At 42.0% G+C, this 15,267-nt stretch carries 12 protein-coding genes (1 of these 12 only partly in view); 2 read left to right on the forward strand and 10 right to left on the reverse strand.

The window, feature by feature from the left end:
- Positions 1-4: 4 nt before the first annotated feature.
- The gene (locus LEP1GSC190_RS12800; RefSeq protein WP_002745229.1) at positions 5-4,330 is read right to left on the reverse strand and encodes a DUF4132 domain-containing protein; all 4,326 of its coding nucleotides are present in this window, start codon (positions 4,328-4,330) and stop codon (positions 5-7) included.
- Between the two features lie 390 nt (positions 4,331-4,720).
- Complete coding sequence (locus tag LEP1GSC190_RS12805) at positions 4,721-5,407, reverse strand: hypothetical protein (RefSeq protein ID WP_002745268.1); 687 nt, start codon at positions 5,405-5,407, stop codon at positions 4,721-4,723.
- A 193-nt stretch (positions 5,408-5,600) separates the two neighbouring features.
- On the opposite strand from LEP1GSC190_RS12805, the gene LEP1GSC190_RS12810 reads away from it, so the two are divergent.
- Entirely contained in the window at positions 5,601-6,026 is a 426-nt protein-coding gene (locus LEP1GSC190_RS12810; RefSeq protein ID WP_237578305.1) for a hypothetical protein, read from the forward strand.
- Positions 6,023-6,562: a hypothetical protein gene (locus LEP1GSC190_RS12815; protein ID WP_002745285.1), complete on the forward strand. Its 540-nt coding sequence runs from the start codon at positions 6,023-6,025 to the stop codon at positions 6,560-6,562. Before LEP1GSC190_RS12810 ends, LEP1GSC190_RS12815 begins: the two co-directional genes overlap by 4 nt.
- A gap of 358 nt (positions 6,563-6,920) precedes the next feature.
- Here LEP1GSC190_RS12815 and LEP1GSC190_RS12820 read toward each other — a convergent pair whose 3' ends face one another.
- From LEP1GSC190_RS12820 to LEP1GSC190_RS12855, 8 genes are all read right to left on the reverse strand, one after another.
- Complete coding sequence (locus LEP1GSC190_RS12820; protein WP_002745174.1) at positions 6,921-7,733, reverse strand: Lp29 family lipoprotein; 813 nt, start codon at positions 7,731-7,733, stop codon at positions 6,921-6,923.
- A gap of 343 nt (positions 7,734-8,076) precedes the next feature.
- The gene (locus LEP1GSC190_RS12825; RefSeq protein ID WP_002745140.1) at positions 8,077-8,883 is read right to left on the reverse strand and encodes an Lp29 family lipoprotein; all 807 of its coding nucleotides are present in this window, start codon (positions 8,881-8,883) and stop codon (positions 8,077-8,079) included.
- 336 nt (positions 8,884-9,219) lie between these two features.
- Positions 9,220-9,699, reverse strand: coding sequence for an E-cadherin-binding lipoprotein adhesin Lsa16 (gene lsa16, locus LEP1GSC190_RS12830; protein WP_002745266.1), 480 nt, complete (start codon positions 9,697-9,699; stop codon positions 9,220-9,222).
- Between the two features lie 11 nt (positions 9,700-9,710).
- Entirely contained in the window at positions 9,711-10,934 is a 1,224-nt protein-coding gene (locus LEP1GSC190_RS12835; RefSeq protein WP_002745143.1) for a hypothetical protein, read from the reverse strand.
- Between the two features lie 5 nt (positions 10,935-10,939).
- A complete protein-coding gene (locus tag LEP1GSC190_RS12840; protein WP_002745215.1) occupies positions 10,940-11,629 on the reverse strand; it encodes a c-type cytochrome in 690 nt (229 codons plus the stop codon).
- A gap of 13 nt (positions 11,630-11,642) precedes the next feature.
- Entirely contained in the window at positions 11,643-12,194 is a 552-nt protein-coding gene (locus tag LEP1GSC190_RS12845) for a DUF3341 domain-containing protein (RefSeq protein WP_036037211.1), read from the reverse strand.
- A 2-nt stretch (positions 12,195-12,196) separates the two neighbouring features.
- Positions 12,197-13,564, reverse strand: coding sequence for an NrfD/PsrC family molybdoenzyme membrane anchor subunit (gene nrfD / locus LEP1GSC190_RS12850; protein ID WP_002745254.1), 1,368 nt, complete (start codon positions 13,562-13,564; stop codon positions 12,197-12,199).
- Between the two features lie 25 nt (positions 13,565-13,589).
- Positions 13,590-15,267, reverse strand: partial view of a TAT-variant-translocated molybdopterin oxidoreductase gene (locus LEP1GSC190_RS12855; RefSeq protein WP_002745234.1) — the 3' portion only. 1,388 nt of this gene lie beyond the right edge of the window; only the last 1,678 of its 3,066 coding nucleotides appear in the window; the start codon falls outside the window, past its right edge — the gene reads right to left on this strand; it ends in the stop codon at positions 13,590-13,592.

The raw sequence follows: 15,267 nt of genomic DNA on the forward strand, positions 1-15,267 counted from the left end.
TTGTCTAAAAAGTCCGGAACTTCTTTGGCTTGCTCCCCTTTAAACGTAAAGTTCCCAACTGGGTCAATTTCTCTATACTTTCCGGCAAGGACTCGACCAACGTATTTTCGATGTCTAAAGATTTGAGGTGAGACAGATTGTCGATCCTTTCCGGTAAGCTACGAATGGGATTTCCATTTAACAATAAATCTGTTAAATTGCTTAAATACAAAATCGGTTCTGGAAAATCAGAAAACTTATTTTTCGATAAAACCAGCCTCTTTAAGGAAGTCAGATTTTGAATCGAAGTAGGAAGACCGGAAAGTTGATTTTCATGAACACTCAGATTCGTCAAAGAGGTGAGATTTCCGATGTCGTCGGGTAGAGAAGAAAGTTGATTCCAGCTAATCAAGAGTGTTTTGAGATTTTTGAGAGACAATACCGGTTCCGGGATGGTGGAAAACTGATTGGAATTGATGTCGAGTTCGGTTAACTGATCCAAAGATCCTAAGTTCGCGGGCAACGAGGTTAGTTTATTTTGACTTAGATTCAATTCCGTAAGCCGTTTCAGATTACCCATACTTTCCGGAATCTCCGAAAGACTACAATTATTCAGAGAAAGAGAAGTGAGACTTTGGAAAGTGGTCACCGCATCGGGCAAACGTTCGAATTTATTTTGGGAAAAATCCAAAACAATCTTTGCTTTGGATTCTTTTAACAAACCGCTGCAATCAAAATCACTTTCGAAACCTTCAATATATCTCAGTTGCACTTCCTCCAATTGTGTGCAGGAATTCAGAACGGCAAGATCCTTCACGTCCCAATTTCGAATTTCGATTTTTTTCAGATTTTTGAGTTCCGCCAAAATAGATGCGTCTTTTACGGGTTCGGCGATTTCAAATTCTTCCAGTTTTGTGAAATGTTTAAGTTCTTGAAGAGAAGAAATCTTATCAGAACTTATTATGCTCAGTTGGGTGATTTTGGGAATGTTTTTGTGATTTTTCGATTTTGTGATCTCGTGAGAATTGGAAAGAAATTTTTTCCAGGCAGCCGAGAAGCCGTTGTAAATTTCAGTATAATCGATTTCATCGAATGTTTCTTCTTTTTTCTCGGGAGTTTTCAAACTTTTCAGTAGAGCGTCCTGCGCCGTTTTTAAACCGCTTTCGTTCGAGGCGGGATAGGAAAATCCGGAAACCTGCAGCAAAGCATGTAAGGTTTCGCTGAAAGCGACTGGATTGATTTCTTTCAAGGAAAGTTTTGTTTCCTTGTTTTCGTAAGAAGAAGGTTCCCGAAGTCCTTTGACAAAATAAGCTCCTTCCAAGTCCAAATTTTGACCGCCTATATTCCCATACGCAAGATCGTCTCCATCGTATCGTATAACCGTAGTTACATCATCTCCAAGAAATTGTTTGGAATGTTCGTCGAAACCACCTCCGTCTCCACCCGAACCTCTAGACCAACCCATTTTCTCCAGTCCGAATACCAATTGCTCCGCTTTTAATTTTTGTTTGTTAAACCCGGGAATTTCGTTTTTGTTTTTATCCTCTTCCGAAAGAACGTAAACAGGTCTTCCCAATTGAGAAAACGGAGGAATAATTTCATAATCGGAAAACAATTGCCCCCAAGATTTTTTTTCCTCCACGGAAAGTAAAAGCGGATGAACGATGCCGACGTAAGATCCTCCTTGAAGGTTTAAAGATTTGTCATGTATGTCTGCGTAGTCTCGCTCTTCGGTGAGACGAAATACTTCGATCGAATCATTTCGATCCGGAAAATGGACCCACCAAAGAATCGTTTTCGCGATATGTGTCATTAACGGATGTTTGGCGAGCAGCATCTCCCATTCCTCTACTTTCCATCTCCTTGCGGTCACCATAGCCTGTTCCATTCTTTGCCCTTGGATCTTGCTGACTTCACGGATCTGTTTTTTCATCAGCTTCCATTCCTCAACACAAGCAGTTGCCAAGTCCCCATCGTCTTTCGAGTTGGGCTTTGGAAGATCATCCTTGATTTTACCGTCTTCGTCCTTTATCATCGGCTTCAGATCCGGACCGAAGACAAACTGAAACTTACGAGAACCAAAATCGAATTCGCGTTTTCCATACTCGTCCAATCCGCAATCTGGAATCACACGATCTTCGAGTTCCGACTTTCTAAGTCCCTTTTTCTTAGCGATCGATTCCATAAAGGTATTGGCCATCTCTTTAAGACCTTTAAACTTCACCTTTTGGGCGATTCCGTTCAACTGCATAAGAGCCGTATCGGAACCGATCGCTTTTAAAATTTCCAAACCTAATACCGCGCGTTGGTGTTGGGATTCTCCAGGCCATACTTTAATCAGTGGAGTCAACTTGAGAGCGATCCTATCTCCACCTAACTTACCTAAGGCGGTAAACGCCCATTTGTCCTTGCTCGAAGCTCCGAGAGAAATCCAGAGTTCGAAAAGTTTCCAAACGAAATTGTCAAGACTTGTGGGTTCCCCATGCTCTTTCAAACTTTTTAAAAGAGTAGAACTTTCTTCGAGACCTTTCTCTTTTAACTCGGATAATACGACCGTTACTTGCTGAGCGGACAATTTACGCTTTTGGATGAGTATCGGAGGAAGTTCTTCCGCAACGACCCAGGAGATCGCTTTCCCTTTCGGAACCGCTTTGATCGCATCGGAAAGCCAACTAGGAGTCGTAGAATCGTCGAAAGGTTCTGCCGCAAAAGTAGAATTTTCTAATATTTCGTTTTTGATTTTTTCCTGGATCTCGGGAGAAGATTTCGAGCTTTCTCTAACGATCACTTCTCCATATCCTCTCGCGAACAAAGATTGTAGAATGTCGATCGCCAACTCGGAATTTTTTTTGTCTTCGTCTAACACCGCCGGAACAAGGCCTTCGATCGCAAAATAAGGATGCTCCGTAAACCAGTTTTTGCTTTCGGCAGCCAGCTTGGGAACGGCGTAAAGTTGCAACATCGGTTTTGCGGCTTCCGGCGCCCTGACGCCCAAAAATAACTTTAGCATTTCCTTATATTCTTCATTGTTGTAGTTGTTGAACACCTCTTTGACGGAAAGTGTCACCCATTCCAAATCCGAATAACCGGTGATCCCAAGCCATTGTTTTATTTCCTCCACGGAATTGAATAAATGTCCGATTTTACGCATATTGCGTTTTACTATTTCAGGATTTTCTAATGCAAAAATAATGTTTTTTCGATAGTTAGAATAAAAATAGTTTGTGGCCGGTTTCCTAGATTTCCAGGATTCCACAATCGGTAACAATTCTTCTTTCATTCCCAGATCCAAGGCGATCAAATAAGGCGCGATGATTTCGTCCTCTTCCAATTCTTTTGATTTTAGATGTGGTTTGATAAGCTCCTTACAAAGTTTTCTTTCTGATTCGTCCAGAATCGGCAAGAGACGAACAAAACCTTCGTAGTAACTTCCGTTGGTCAAATCCTGTTGTTTCATACCATTCGGGTGATTGTAAGTCACAAGAAAGTGAATTGTTTTTTCCAAGCCGAATAAATGGTAGAACGGGAATACGATGTAGGATGGAGGAGTAATTTTTTTCTCTTCCCATGCTTCTTCTTTTCGCTCCAAAAATTCCATCCCTTTTTCAAGAGTTAAATTTCCGTCTATCGTTTGGGAACTTAAGAAATCTTGCAGTTTTTGGATAGTCCGTTTGTTTTCCTTTTCTTCATAGTCGCCGGACAAACCCTCCATACAAGTCAGAGCTAAAAACCAAAAATGAGCTTCTTGTTTGCTCATAAACAACGGAATATTTTGATTTGTCCAATCTACGGTCCGCCAATTGATTCCTTTTTTTAAAGTAGAAAGTCCTTCGATTCTTGTTTTGAGTTCGAACGCTTTGGGCTCCTCTTTGGGACGAACCGGAGTAATGTCGGAACGAAAGGAAAGATCTTCTTTAGAAAGCCCTAAAGTCTTTTCAATCGGTTCCTTTAATTTCTTCTCTTCAATTTTATGATTTCCATTTTTGGAATGGGTTTGTAGAGTTTCGTTGGATGTGTCGTTTATTGCGGATTGATCTGTTCCCGACTTTGATTCGGCTTTGACGTCTTTTGGTTCCGTTTTACTTTTTCTCGATTCTTTGTCTTCCGTCTTTGAAGAAACAACCGAAACGGCAGGTTCACTTTCACCGGAACTTTGATATCCTTTCTTCAACTTCTCACTCAAAAGTTTTTCCGCTTCTTTTAGACACTTGTCTTCGTTGTCGTATGTTTTAGTCTGGGTTTGTCCGGCCGTTCCGATTTTTCCATACGTTACTGTAAACGAATTTCCATGAACTTCTATATTCCAAAATTTATTGGAACTTCCATCTTGATAAGTAAGTGCTTGTTTCATTGCGAGCGCCTTTTGGGTGAATAAATCGAATATTGATCGTCTGATTCTTTCTTTTTATTTAGAAATGTATCAATACTCAAAGAGAATTCAGTTAGTCAGTTCGCATTAAAATGTGGGAGTTCTCAATGTATATACTTTTTCTTCTAACCGCAATCGCATTTTATAAAATGAATAGAAGAAGCAACTTGAATGGTTTGTAGAGGAACTCTTTTTTAAGGCCTATCTGTTTGCAGTAAGTTCGCAATAATAGAAATTCTAAAATTTACACAGACAAACTCTTAAATTAAAAAAAATGACGTAGAAATAATAGATAAGCTTTTCATCTAAGTTTTTGTAAAATGGATTTAAAATCTTTGAAAAGTAAAATATGGAAATACTTTTCGCCGGATTTTATATTTCTTCCAAGAGATAGGGACGAGTATATTCTCGAATGATTTCAACGACAAAACGACCCCAACTTTTTGGATCGTGCTGCGAGATTTCAACCTGTTTGATTTTTGGGAAATAAGGACTCGATTTATAAAGACTGTGCGAAAGTTCAACCGCTCGAAGATAATTATCCACTCGTTTCACTCGAACGAAATTCATCAATTCGGACTGAACTTGACTCTGCTGTATATAACCAATGATGATGAGTTTCGGAAAAAGGGACTTTTTCAATAAATTTATGAATTCCGCAAAGCTATCCACACGATCAATAAATCCTTCGTAAGCCCCGCCCCCAAGGTTCATGATCTGAGTCACGATATCCATCGTAAAGGAAACTCCCTCTGCGGAAGTCATGTCCGAAATAATTACAATCCCTTCATCGGGCTGGAATGTCTTGAACATCTGAGAACCTTTAAAATGTCTTCTCAAAAGTTTTGCAGCGGATATGTCGATTTCAGCCGCCTTAGTAAGAATCGTTCCTCCCCCATTATCAAGAATCGGCTCTCTCGTAATGATATATCTCTTTTTGACCGCATTCTGGTTCATCACTCGGAACGCTTTGACCTTTTCTTCGATCTCGTCCAAAGAACAGTAACCAATTTTTAGTACGTTTTCCCTAGACCTTTTCTCTAACTCTGTGTCTTCCATTTGAAGTTTTAAAGGGATTCGAATGATCGAAATCCGAACCGGTTTCCCTTATCCTGTTTTATCATAACATTGAATTTATTTCGAACAACTCACTTCTCGGGTAAGCGAGAAACAAGATTAAAACACTTGCACACTGTTTCCGGTCTTTCTGAATGGAATCATGTACCCGGATTCTTTTCGGTTTCGCATTCTTTTGCAGATTTCGAAGATTCTTTCGGTACCAATTCTACTTACCACTCTTTTTTCTTGTGAATCCGTAGAATTTATTCCGGAAACGGTTTTAAGGGAAGAATTCGGTTTTTCTCATAAAAGTTCCTGGAACGAAATCGAAATCCGGACTTCTTCTCCCCCCAAACCATATCGTACATACGGAAAAGTTATCATTCGCTCCTTTACAAACGGAAGAATCCCAGACTATCTGACTACCAATCTCAAAAAAGAATTGTATTCGAATCATATGGATGGCGTTATTTTTACAGGCAAAGGAATCCTAAGCATTCCTCCCACTCTCATTCAATCCGGCAATGGAGACGGTAACACAGTTGTAATCGGTTATGTAAACGGCGAAATGGGAGTAATCGAAGGCGTGGCTTACCGTTATAAGGATAACGAACGATGAAAACTTCCCAGAATCAAAACCCTTCTCCTCGCAGATTCAATAGCGAAATTTTTGTGGATTCGGAAGACCGTTGGATCTTTCAAGAAAATCGAATCGATCAAAAAGAAATACTCTCTTACTTTCGCCAAAATCTTCATGAGGATGAGTTCGGAATATACATCGATAATCGTTTCGGAGAATTGACGGAAAACGGTTATCTGGAACTGGAAGGTTATCCGATTCACTTAATAGCGTGTAAAGAATCGGAAGGAACGTTATTCTTTCTTGCAGAGTCCGACAATTCGTACACCCTGAAAGATTTGATTTTCGCTATAGACATAAACGGATGCCTTTTTGCAAGAACTGTAAATCATAAGAAACTAAAGTTCAGACCGGATCGCAATTGCCTTTCCGATCTAAGTCCTTTTTTGGAAGAAACGAAAGACGGAATAGAAATCCAGTTTTACGACGAAAAAATTTTAATTCCAGAATCACGCGAGTCCCCGCGAGTTTCTCTTCCTATGGAATTCAATTCTATTTTTTCTCGGGAAAATTAGAGCCCGTTCAGAATTTACAAGCAGGTTCCAAAACTCATACGTTACGCTACAAAAAAATTTAGAACTTCAAAGACTAAAAAATCTCCCAAAGATTTTCATTGTAGAACCCATATTACGATTCTCTGTACGAAATCCAACTACAAGCTAAGGTTTTTAAGACGGTCTTTTAATAATTTATCAGAAAGTGGATCCGGCCGAAATATTGTAAAAAGCTATCGGATATTATAGAAAGCTCATGAATCCTCAAGAGAGAACACTTTTTTTGCATAGAATCGATCGCGACAAATTACGCTTGTTTCAAACTGCAAATGGAAATGTGAAAAAAATACTATTTTGGAAATATTCTCCACAAATCATATCACTTGCGGGATACAGATCGAGCTTGTATAAAATTTACGATATCCATCTCAAATTGAGGCCCTAATTCTTGGTATACAAACTTAGGAGGAGAAACCACTTGTTTGAGAGCATTACATCCCATTCTACGACACTCCTCTGGAACGGAGGATGCCCATACCGCACCCAAAACCGAATATCCATGATCATATTTGATGGAAGTAAGCCGATTTAAATTTTTATCATAAATTTTAATTTCGGTCCCCGCTTGTAAAGACGCATAACTTGGGATTAGTCCAAAACTTATCACGGAAAAAATAGAAGAGAACAATTGAAGCGCACTACTACCAAAATGTTTCGAAGTCTGAAACGCCGGTGTATGAATTCCAAGCACGTAATAATCCACACCTATATCCTTCAATCTGAAAATTCTCTCTTTTCCTTTCTTTTCGACGCTTGTTACATATGTAAGTTCAAGGACTCCGCTGTCCTTTACCTCGTTCAAATAATCCTGAATGAACTTCTTAACTTTATCAGAAGGCACGTCCTTTCTGTATCCAATCGATTTCAAATCAGATGCATAAACTCCATTCTGAAATTTAAATACAGTCCGATCGGGATACATCAGATTGGCCGTATAAACCTTCGTTTCCGGAGAAGAAGTTGTCATCTCCGTGGAATATGGACGAAAGCCAATATAAGCGATTTTCACCTTGGATAAGCTCGGAATCGATCCACTCTCTATGGAAGTTTTTTGCACGTAGTAATGATAGTTACAGTCGAAGAGAAACAAAAAGACAAAAACGAGAAATCCAAATTTTTGATCATATCTCATAAATTTTCCGAAATCTGCGGAACTAAATTTTGTTCGATCCGCTTCTCACATTAAATTCTCCTAAAGGATTCTTCTTTGCAATTAAAAAGAAGAATCAAATACCTTCGGAAAGAAAAAATAGGAAACGATACCATTTTTTTAGTATTTCGGAAAAATGTACATCAAAATCTTAGTTCAAGCCGATAGAAGGAATTTTATTCTTATTCGGTCTGCAGGGCTTGTTGCCCTTTGATATATATGTTAAATTGACGAACTCCAGATACAAGATACGTATATTTTTTTTGGAATCCATTCGGAAGTGGGGCAGGTAAATTCCGCTCCCCATTTTGACAAAGGCTGTTTTTTAATTGGCAGGGGTAACAGATTTTTGAATCGAATTCAAAACATCCTCCTCGATTCTCGGGCCCATTTCGGAATAGACAAAGCCGGGTGGCGAACCGACTTGCTCTGTACATTCCAGCATTTTACAGTGAGGCGGATTCGGCGATGCCCATATCGCATCGATCGTAGAATAGGAATTATCATATTCTAAACTGTTTACTAATTTTAGATTTTTATCATAAATTTTTACTTCCGTTTTTGCGAGATCCGACGAATACACCGGGATCAATCCCAAAGTAACCATCGAAAATAAGGAGGAGAAAACTCCAACGACAGAGATTCCCAAATTGGTATTCTCCCGAAACGCGGGCCCATGAACTCCGATCACATAGTAATCCACCGGAAAGTTTCTGAGTTTAAATATTTTTACGTCGCCGCCCTTTTTTTCCACATCGACCAATGTGGAAATTTCCAAAGCGCCGCTTGATTTTACTGCGCCCAGATATTCCATCGCAAAAGCTTGAACCTTATCGGAAGGAATATCACCTCTAAATCCGCTGCTTTTCAGCTGATTGATAAAAACACCGTTTTCCAACTTCGGAATAGTTCTAGTTTCATAGACTAACTCAGCTGTATACGTAGTCCTTCTGCTCGCAGACCCGGTTATTCTGGATTGATACGTTCTAAAACCGAGATATGCAATTTTAGGAGCCTTTTCCACTTTCGCTTTCCCGGAAACAGGAAACTCCTTCACGTAATAATGCCTGCTGCAACCGATCGTCGCAAGAACCCACACAACCGTTAAAATTTTTCTTATCAGCTTATTCATTTTATAAAATTATCCCTTGAACAATTCCACGCTTAAGAACCGAATAAAAGCGCCTCATCCTTTTATAATCTATAAAACGGAAATCAGACCAAAAGACAAGTGATTTTTTATTAATACATTTTATCACTAATTTACAAGCCAACTCTGACAAAGTGTTGATTTCGTCAAATCGTCGCGCAAAATATTATTTAAATATCTATAATATTCAAAATATACGCTTCTTCTTTCGAACGTCGTCTGCTGAATTATCCAAAAACCAAATAGGCAAAAAAAAATCCATGTCCTTCTTTCGAAGCGACATGGAACTCACCAATATTTTTTGACTAAGGGTTGAGCTTATTTTTTTAGTTCAGGGGCAAGTTCCGCCAATGGAACCTTATCCTTTGGAAGAGAGGCGTATTCCGGGAATTCGTATCCATTGGGATAATGTTCGTGATCTTCAGGGTTATAGAAATGAGCGTAGTCTTTGCGGTATCCCCAACTAAAGACGGATTTTTCAGGATCCTGTCCTATGACCAAACAACGAGGATTGATCCAACCTTCGGTTTTTTCAGTCTTAATGCGAACAAACGGTTTCGGATTCGCTTCGTGATTTCTGTAATCATACACTCTGACTACGGAACCCGGTGTGATTCTTTCCTTTATAACCGAAGTCGCATCCGCCTCCGAGAAGATGGGAACCGTAGGCTCCAAAGAAGGATTGAGTAGAGATGGATCGCAGTTTTTATGATTCGTAACCTGTGCTAATTTGGAACATGCTCCTAAAAAAAGCCCAGCCCCCATCAATAAAGCGACAAGTGTAATATTCCTTTTCATTCTTCTTCCTCTCATTGGTGATGGTGCAAGGATTGATCCAACCTTGGATCTCCTACCGGGATTAGAGCCGCAGACTCGTAACGTTTCAAAACCACAAAAGCAAAGAGACCGATAAAACCGATCACCGCTCCGAGTGTTACGATCAGTCCGGAAAGTTGGAAATTTTCGAAATTAGCGGGAAATACCAGCCAATAGATTTCAATCACTTGCGTAAACACGATCCAGATCGACACTTTTACGAGGAAGTTGATATCCCTTTTACTCGGTCTGTTTAAGAGTAACAAGAACGGGAGAATAAACTTGATAAAAGGAAGAGCGTAAGTGAACACTTCCCAACCACCGGTCAATCGTTGCTCGTAAAAGAATGTTTCTTCCGGGATGTTCGCATACCAGATCAACATAAACTGAGAGAACCCAACGTAAGCCCAGAACACACAGAAACCGAGCATGAACTTGCCGATATCGTGAATATGGTTTTCGTTTACGAGGTTTCCGAGATATCCTTTCTTTTTCAGAAAGTAGATCATGATTACAAGTGTAGAAAGTCCGGTTTGATACGCACCCGCGAAACAATATACTCCGAACATGGTTGAGAACCAATGTGGAGTTAAGGACATTATCAAATCGAAAGAAGCAAGAGAGAAGGAAAGAGCGAAGAATACGATAAATCCTCCGGCCAATCTTGCATTGAACTGAGTATGAGAAACGTCCTTATCGCTGTCTTGTTTCGTGGAACGTTTGTAGAATAACCATCCGAAAACGGACCAAGCCGCTCCGAAAAGAATCATACGAATCACAAAGAAAGGAGTATTCAAAAGAGGCTTCTTGTGTTGTAAAAGATGATCGTGTGCTACGACTTCTTCATGACTCCACTCGTAGAGATCGTGAATTCCGACTGTAGTAATTAGAAGCAGAACCGCAACGACGGGAAGAAATAAACCGTAACCTTCCGCAAGCCTTCTTACAGTAATAGACCAATGAGCTCCCGTAATATTACTGATCGCGGTAAAGAAAACTCCCGCGAGAGAAATCCCGGTGATAAAAAAAGTTCCAATCAAAAACGCAGACCATGCAGGATTAGAATGTCCTCCTTCGTGCCTCGGAGGAGTATGGGAAAGGGTAAAATACCCGATGAGTAAGCTGAGTACTCCGATCCCGATCATCCCGAAAAGGGCACTGCGGGTCTTGGAGTCGAGTTTGAAGTGAATCAGATTTTGTTCGACTTTGACTTCCATGATTCTTAATTCCTAACCACGTCTTTTTTCGTTCTGTTGTCGTATTCCTGGAGTTTTCTCATGTAGAGAACGATCTTCCAGCGATCTTCCGGGGAAATTTGAGAAGCATAACTTTTCATTCTACTCCAACCGGCAGTGATCACGTGATAGATCTGTCCGTCGGAATATCCTTGGATCTTAGGTGAGATCACGGCGGGAACCGGAAATCCGATTCTCGGAGCCGGACCAACGATGGTTCCGTTCCCAGCACCTCTTACACCGTGACAAGGAGAGCAATACGTTTGGTATTTGGCCTCTCCTCTTTGGAGATTTGCCAAGTCACTTTTGAAAGGGTTGGAAAGTCCTTTGTTCGGTAATTGTGTTACGTCCAATCCGAGATATTCGTATGGATAGTATCCAACCGGAACCGCTCCTTTCGGAGGAATTCTGGAAGCCGCTCCGTTATGCGCGATCGGGTCCACTTCCTGGGCTTCTCTTGCCGGAGAATCCGCCATGTCCGGAAAATATTCCAGAGGAGGTGTTTTCGATTCGCAGTTCCAAAAAAGGACAGCAACGAAAAGGAAAATCAGGGATTTACAGTGAGTCTTTAGACTTAAGTTTTCGATCACTGAAAAGCCGAAAAATCGGAACTCAGCGCCACGCATTCTACGTTCCCGGTTCTGTCCAATAAGGGACAAGTTCTTATCATATTTCATTTTGTCCCTGCTCCTATTTCACAACCTCGACGTTCTTTCCGCCAAGGCCCTTGATAAAACTTACAACTTCGTCTTCCTTATAACCTTTGGAAGAGGAAGGAATCCAGAGTGCGAACTTGTCCGTAGTGATGTCCGGATGCAAAACTTTACGATTTACTTTCGGAAGTTTCGTTAAAAAGAACATCGCAGCCGCAGTTCCCACGCCGGCCATAAACACGGTGAATTCGAACGTAATCGGAATATAAGCGAACCATGCGTTTAAATTTTTACCAGCGATGTTGATAGGCCAATCGAACTTGTGAGTCAGATACTGCATTCCGAAACCTACCGTACATCCAAAAAGTCCCATGAAAAAAGTCACCCATGGAAGACCGGAACGGGGAATTCCCATCGCGTCGTCCAATCCATGAACCGGATACGGAGTAAAACAATCAAAGCCCGTGTAATTCTTCTCTTTGGTTTTTGCCGCCGCCGCGATGATTTCCGAAGGCGAATCGAAAAGCCCGAAGACTCCCGAGCTCGTTTCTTCAAACGTATGAAATTGTTCTTTATGAGGTTTATGTATCATCAGTGGTGTCCTCCGTCTTTGTGAGGCATTACGGTTTTCACTTCCGCAACCGCAATAACCGGCATGATTCTGCAGAACAGAAGAAACAACGTGAAGAAGATTCCGAACGTTCCGATAAGCATCATGAAGTCGTAAACGGTCGGGATATACATATCCCAACTAGAAGGAAGAAAGTCCGCGTGAGTCGTCATAACGATCACGTATCTTTCAAACCACATCCCTATGTTTACAACGATAGAGATGACAAACATAACCGGAATATTGGTTCTGAGTTTTTTCCACCAAAATACCTGAGGAGAAAACACGTTACAGCTGAACATGATAAAGTAAGCCCAACCGTAAGGACCGAAGGCTCTGTTAACGAAAGTAAAACCTTCGTATTCGTTACCGGAATACCAAGCCATAAAAAACTCTGTGGAGTAAGCAAGACCCACAATCAAACCGGTCACCATGATGACCTTGTTCATGTTTTCCAAGTGTTTCATGGTGATATAGTCTTTCAGGTTGAACACTTCTCTTGCGATTACCATCAGAGTTACTACCATCGCAAACCCGGAGAAAATAGCCCCTGCAACAAAGTATGGAGGGAAGATCGTAGTATGCCAACCCGGAAGAATGGAAACCGCGAAGTCGAAGGATACGATCGTGTGAACCGAAAGAACCAGAGGAGTGGAAAGAGCAGCGAGGATCATCGCCACCATTTCAAGGTGAGACCAAGCTTTGTTGGAACCTACCCAACCGAGAGAAAGAATATCGTAAATCTTACGTTTCATTTCTCCCTTAGAACGGTCTCTTACAGCCGCGATATCCGGAATCAAACCGATATACCAGAACACAAGTGAGATCGTAAGGTAAGTGGAAACTGCGAACGTATCCCAAATCAGAGGGGAACGGAAGTTGACCCAAAGAGGTCCTCTTTCGTTCGGATACGGAAACAACCAGAATCCTACCCAAGGTCTTCCGATGTGGATGATCAAATTGGAAGCGGCGGTTAACACTGCGAAGATCGTCATCGCTTCCGCTGCACGGTTGATCCCGGTTCTCCATTCTTGACGGAACAGATAAAGAACTGCCGAAATCAGAGTTCCGGCGTGACCGATCCCGATCCAGAATACGAAGTTTACGATGAAAAATCCCCAAGCCACAGGATTGTTGATCCCGAGGATATAAAGACCTTCCCACATCAGATATCCGATGATACCTAAATCGACGACCGTAATGGTAAGAACCAAAAGGAAAGCCTTCCACCACAGAGAAGTGGGGAACGCTTCTACCGGTCTTAAGATATCCTCAGTAACGTCCCGAACCGACTTACCGCCGGTTACAAGAGGCTGGATATCCAGGGCTTCTTTGACTGCGTTGGACATTGACATAGCTTTTTACGTTACTCCATTAAATTGAGCTTCTGACCCGGGTCAGGTAAGCGACCTGAGGACCGACGTTCAGATATTCGAGGACACGAAAGGATCTCGGACTGGAAGAAAGTTTTGCAACTTCCGAATCCTTATCGTTCGTATTACCAAAGCTGATTGCATCCGCCGCACAACTTTGCTGACATGCGGTTTTGACTTCGCCGTCTTTCAGAACTCGGCCTTCGTTTTTAGCGGCGATTTTTGCTTCCGCGATTCTATGAGAACAGAAATTACATTTTTCCATTACCCCGCGACCGCGAACCGCAACCTCGGGATTGAGTCCCAAATAACGAGGAGCTTTGGAACCTTCCGCTCCGTTGTACCAATGCTGCATCCAGTTAAAACGTCTTACTTTGTAAGGACAGTTGTTCGAGCAGTAACGAGTTCCCACACAACGGTTGTAAACCATGTCGTTGATCCCTTCGGAACTGTGAACGGTTGCAAGAACCGGACAAACGGTTTCGCAAGGAGCATTGTCGCACTGTTGGCAAAGCATTGGTTGATGAGCGACTTGAAGAGTTTCGGGCTGATCCGGCTCGCCGATATAATAACGGTCGATACGGAGCCAATGCATTTCGCGACCGACGCGAACCTCATCACGGCCTACGACCGGAATGTTGTTCTCCACTTGGCAAGCGATCACGCAAGAACCGCAACCGGTGCAAGAGGAAAGATCGATGCTCATTCCCCATTTGTAACCAGGATATGGGTAAGTAGGATTTGCACCCGTAGCGTTTACGAGTTTTCCGTCTTTCAGGATCTTAGGGATTTCGGAAGGAGCCTTGCCGGAAGCAGGATTTTTGCGATACTCGTCGATCGTAGTCGATTGAACGATCGGACGATCCGGATAACTGAAACCAGGAGACAACATGTGGTGATGCTGCGTGCAGGCTAATTTATACGTTTTTCCCGTTTTTTCAAGGGAAGTGATCGTGATACCGGAATAGATTCCGTTTTCGGAAAGAACGTAAGCATTCTTACCGACTCCCGTTCCTACGGCTCCCGCCGCCGTTCTACCATAACCGACCGCGATCCCGATCGCTTCTTTGTGCATACCCGGTTGGATCTGCGCGGGAAGTTCGATCGTTTTTGTAGTGGTTTTGAGAACCAGAACGTCGTTGGAAGAAATCCCCTTTTCTTTTGCAAGAGCGGGAGAAAGAAGAATGTAGTTATCCCAAGTAACTTTCGTTACGGGATCCGGGAGCTCTTGAAGTTGAGCATTGTTTGCCGCTCTACCGTCTCCGATCGCGGATGTTTCATACAACGCGAGTTTGAGACCGGCGGAAGCGGATTCGATCTTTTTCAAAGAAGAACGGTTGAAGTTCCTGGAAGAACCCGCAGCCTTCTTGCGATCCCCTGCTTTCACTGTAGTTCCGACTCTTAAAAGGTCTTCCCATCTTTGTTTCGAACCTAGCTTTTTGATCCAAGAATTTTTAACGTACTCGTAAAAATTGGATTCTCCCCCGAGAGAACCGCCCGCAAATGCGATCAAACTGTCTTCAAAAGAACGTGAATTAAAGAGAGGACGAACCGCAGGTTGTTGAATCGAGAAAATTCCCTTTGTAACTTCGCAGTCGCCCCAGGATTCAAGGAAGTGAGTCGTGGTCGCAAGAACGTTAGACGCAAGCGCTGTTTCGTCGGCGCGATCACTCAAGGAA

Source organism: Leptospira mayottensis 200901116 (assembly GCF_000306675.2).
GTDB lineage: Bacteria > Spirochaetota > Leptospiria > Leptospirales > Leptospiraceae > Leptospira > Leptospira mayottensis.